The organism is Cellulomonas hominis (assembly GCF_005239125.1).
Lineage (GTDB): Bacteria > Actinomycetota > Actinomycetes > Actinomycetales > Cellulomonadaceae > Cellulomonas > Cellulomonas hominis_A.
In genome coordinates this window covers 1-4,200 of sequence record NZ_SZYE01000269.1, presented here as the reverse complement: position 1 = coordinate 4,200, position 4,200 = coordinate 1, and the positions used below count along the sequence as shown (strand labels likewise).

The following is a 4,200-nucleotide window of genomic DNA, read 5'->3' as shown; positions in this document are numbered from 1 at the left end:
GCGCCAGCGCGACCTCGCGCGCCGCACCGGCGACCAGCTCGCCGAGCACCGCCGCCGCCTGCGCGCCGCCGAGGGCCTGCGCACCCGCCCGGCCCCCGCCCCGGCCTACCTCGACGTCGAGGGCTGAGCCCGTCTGGGTGCCAGCACCCAGAATGGCTCCCGGACATTCTCCGGCAAATTCGGACAACCCGTTCGAATCGCGTCCGCCGCGCGAGTGATCCGCGACATTTCTCGGGCGCACGCCTCAGCAGGCGCCCCCGCCAGCCGATGGGACGCGTGAGCACGGATCGCTCGCGCAGCAGGCCACGGACTAGGCCGACCAGGACCAACCTCGGGTGAGGGTGACCCTGCATGGGCATGTTCGACTCCGTCAGCTACGTCGCGATCAACAGCGCGCTCGACGGCCTGGCCGCGCGCCAGCGCGCCATCGCCGAGAACGTCGCGAACATCCAGACCCCGGGCTACCACGCCAAGAAGGTCCAGTTCGAGGACGCCCTGGCCCGCGCCGTCGCCGACGGCACCGGCGCCGCGTCCGCCACGACCGCGCGCTCCCTCGAGCCCACGCGCACCGACGGCAACAACGTCAACCTCGACGAGGAGACGCTGCTCAACGTCGACACGAACCTGCGCTACCAGCTGGCGACCCAGGCGGTCGACGGCACCTTCTCCAGCGTCCGCACGGCCATGAGGACCAACTGATGACGACCTTCGGGGCGATCGGCATCGCCAGCACCGGCATGACCGTCTACCGCAAGTGGATCGACGCGGTCAGCGACAACCTCGCGAACATGAACAACGCGACCTCGACCACCGAGGCCGCCTACCAGGCCAAGTACGTGGTCGCCTCGGAGATCCCGACCGCGGACGGCGGCGGCGCGCAGGTGTCGGGCATCGCGCTCGGCCCGGCCGAGGGCCGCGTGGTCTACGAGCCCACCAACCCGCTCGCGGACGCCGACGGCTACGTCCGGTACCCGGAGGTCGACATGGCCTCCCAGATGACCCAGCTGATCATGGCGCAGCGCGGCTACCAGGCGAACGCGGCGGTCGTGGACCGCGCGAAGTCGTCCTACGAGGCGGCGCTGCAGATCGGGAGGACCTCGTGAGCATCCAGCCCGTCAGCGGGGTGTCCGGCGTGACCGGCACCTCCTACCTGTCCGAGCTGTCGGACGTCGCGGGTGTCGGGGGCCTCGGCTCCGCCGGAGCCCCGGGCGCCACCGGCACGGCCGGCGCCGACGGCGGGTTCGCCGCGGCGCTCGGCGCCGTCGACCACGTCCAGCAGCTCCAGTCCACCAGCCAGGCGCTCGCGGTCCAGGCCGTCAGCGGCGACCTCGACGACGTGCACGACTACACCGTCGCGTCGTCCGAGGCGAAGCTCGCCCTCGAGCTCACCGCCGCCGTGCGCAACAAGGCCGTCGACGCGTTCACCGAGATCATGAGGATGCAGGCCTGATGCCCGCCCAGGTGAAGTCCCTGTTCGGCCGCATGAGCGGCGCGGTGAAGCAGTTCTCGCTCCCGCAGAAGACCTTCGCGATCATCGCGGTCGCCGCGATCCTGCTCGGCGGGTTCGCGATCTACTCCTGGGCCTCGAAGCCCACGCTCGCCCCGCTGTTCTCCGGCCTGTCCGCGACGGACGCCTCGGCCGTGGTCGACCAGCTGGCGGCCGAGGGCGTCTCCTACGAGCTCACCGACGGCGGCAGCACGGTGCTGGTGCCGCAGGCGAAGCTGTACGACATGCGGCTCAAGCTGGCCGCGGCCGGCCTGCCCGCGAACGCGGACGGCGACGGCTACTCGCTGCTCGACGGGATGTCGATGACCTCCAGCGAGTTCCAGCAGCAGACCACGTACACCCGCGCCCTGGAGGGCGAGCTCGCCAAGACGGTCGGCGCCATGTCCGGCGTCGAGGCCGCCACGGTGAAGCTCGCGCTGCCCGAGGACTCGGTGTTCGTCTCGCAGCAGGAGGACCCGACGGCGTCGGTGTTCGTGCGCACGAAGACCGGCACCGAGCTGAGCACCGACCAGGTCGAGGCCATCGTGCACCTGGTGTCCGCGGGGATCGAGGGCATGAAGGCCACCGACGTCGCCGTCGTGGACTCCACCGGCAAGGTGCTGTCCGAGGTCGGCACCGGGCTGACGGGCGGTACCGGGGACGAGGCGACCTCCGCCTACGAGCAGCGGGTCACCAGCGCCGTGCAGGCGCTGCTGGACCAGGTGGTCGGCCCGGGCCGGTCCGCCGTCACCGTCACCGCCGCACTCAACCAGGACCAGACGCAGCGCACCTCCGAGGAGTTCTCGGCGACCGACGGCACCCCGCCGCTCGTGTCCTCGACGACCACCGAGGAGTACACCGGTGCGGGCTCCGGCACCGCCACCGGCGTGCTCGGCCCCGACAACATCGCGGTCCCCAACGGCGGGGGCGACGGCACCGGCTCGTACACGAACACCACCGAGGACGTCAGCAACGCGGTCAACAAGGTCACCGAGGTGACCACGGTCGCCCCCGGCACGGTCCAGAAGCAGTCGCTGGCCGTCGTCGTCGACCAGACGGCCGCCGCCGGCCTCGACCTCAACCAGCTCACCGCGACCCTGACGGCGGCCGCGGGCATCGACACGGCGCGCGGCGACACCATCGCCGTGCAGGCGATGGCCTTCGACACCACGGGCGCCGACGCGGCGTCCCAGGCGCTCGCCGCCGCCGACGCCCAGGCCGAGGCCGACCGCCGCGCCGACCTGCTCCGGCAGGCGGTGATCGCGGGTGCCCTGCTGCTGCTCGTGATCGTGGTCGCCATCGTGCTCGCCCGCCGCTCGCGGCGGAGCAAGCGCGAGGCGCTGGACATCGGCGAGCTCCCCCTGATGGACGGCCCCGACCCGGCCGCCGAGCTCGAGGAGCTGCCGGAGATCCCGCCGGCCCTGCCCGGGCCCGCCGAGATCGACCCGGTCGCCGAGTCCCTCGCGGTCAAGCGCGCCGAGATCGCCGCGCTCGCCGACGAGCAGCCCGAGGAGGTCGCGGACCTCCTGCGCGGCTGGCTGACCCCCGCCGGGCGGCGCTGATGTCCACCGCCACGCTGACCGGCACCCAGAAGGCCGCCATGCTGCTGCTGCAGCTCGGCCGGGAGCGCGCCGCCAAGGTCATGGCCAAGCTGGAGACCGCGGAGATCGAGGAGCTCACCGCCGAGATCATGCGGCTCGAGCGCGTCGACGCGACGGTCGCGGACGAGGTCGTCGAGGAGTTCTACGCCGCCTCGGCCATCGGCCCGAGCGTCAACGGCGGCCTCGGCTTCGCCACCCAGCTGCTCGAGGGCGCCCTCGGCCGCGACGAGGCCGCGGGCATGATCGAGCGCCTGCAGACCTCCATGGCCGGGCAGCCGTTCGAGTTCCTGCAGCACGCCGACGCGCGCCAGGTGCTGTCCCTGCTGAACGGCGAGCACCCGCAGGCCGTGGCCCTGGTGCTCGCGCACCTGCGTCCCGAGCACGCGTCCGCGATCCTGGCCGGGCTGCCGTCCGACCAGCAGTCCGAGGTCGCGCACCGCATCGCGCTGATGGAGCGGGCGTCCCCGGACGTCGTCGCGGTCATCGCGGAGTCGATGCAGCGCAAGGCGTCCACCGTGCTGACCCCGAACGAGCTGTCCGCCGTCGGCGGCGTGCAGCCGCTGGTCGAGATCATCAACCGGGCCGACCCGACCACCGAGAAGCTCATCCTCGAGGGGCTGCAGAGCCGCGACGAGGCGCTGGCCGACGAGGTGCGCAGCCGGATGTTCGTCTTCGGCGACATCGTGCTGCTCGAGGACCGCGCGATGCAGCTGGTGCTGCGCCAGGTGGAGACCAACGAGCTGTCGGTGGCCCTCAAGGGCGCGACGCCCGAGGTGCGGGACAAGATCCTGCGCAACCTGTCCGAGCGCGCCCGCGAGAACCTCGAGGAGGAGATCGAGCTGCTCGGCCCGGTCCGCCTCTCGCAGGTCGAGGAGGCCCGCGCCGGCATCGTCCAGGCGATCCGCCGCCTGGAGGAGTCCGGCCAGATCGTGATCCGGCGCGAGGGCGAGGACGAGTATGTCTCCTGAGCCCCGCACCTTCACCCGGGCGTTCGGCGGGTCCGCCGCCGGGCTCGCGACCGCGGAGCCGTCGCGCGCCGAGGGGTACGCCGCCGGGTACGCGGCCGGCTACGCCGCGGGCGCCCGCGAGGCCGCCCGCGCCGCCGAGGCCGAG

Annotated in this window: 5 protein-coding genes; all 5 read left to right on the top strand. The window is 72.9% G+C overall.

The annotated features are described in order from the left end of the window. Positions 1-357 precede the first annotated feature (357 nt). From FA014_RS18595 to fliG, 5 genes are read left to right on the top strand one after another with little or no spacing between them, the layout of a single operon-like run. A complete protein-coding gene (locus tag FA014_RS18595; protein WP_154731101.1) occupies positions 358-699 on the top strand; it encodes a flagellar basal body rod protein FlgB in 342 nt (113 codons plus the stop codon). Continuing rightward, a complete protein-coding gene (locus tag FA014_RS18590; protein WP_154731100.1) occupies positions 699-1,103 on the top strand; it encodes a flagellar basal body rod protein FlgC in 405 nt (134 codons plus the stop codon). The genes FA014_RS18595 and FA014_RS18590 overlap by 1 nt, the downstream gene beginning before the upstream one ends. Next, entirely contained in the window at positions 1,100-1,450 is a 351-nt protein-coding gene (locus FA014_RS18585) for a flagellar hook-basal body complex protein FliE (RefSeq protein WP_154731099.1), read from the top strand. Before FA014_RS18590 ends, FA014_RS18585 begins: the two co-directional genes overlap by 4 nt. Further along, on the top strand, positions 1,450-3,048 hold the full coding sequence (fliF, locus tag FA014_RS18580; protein WP_154731098.1) for a flagellar basal-body MS-ring/collar protein FliF: 1,599 nt from the start codon (positions 1,450-1,452) through the stop codon (positions 3,046-3,048). Before FA014_RS18585 ends, fliF begins: the two co-directional genes overlap by 1 nt. Next, positions 3,048-4,055, top strand: coding sequence for a flagellar motor switch protein FliG (gene fliG, locus FA014_RS18575; protein WP_154731097.1), 1,008 nt, complete (start codon positions 3,048-3,050; stop codon positions 4,053-4,055). Before fliF ends, fliG begins: the two co-directional genes overlap by 1 nt. The last annotated feature ends 145 nt before the right edge of the window (positions 4,056-4,200 follow it).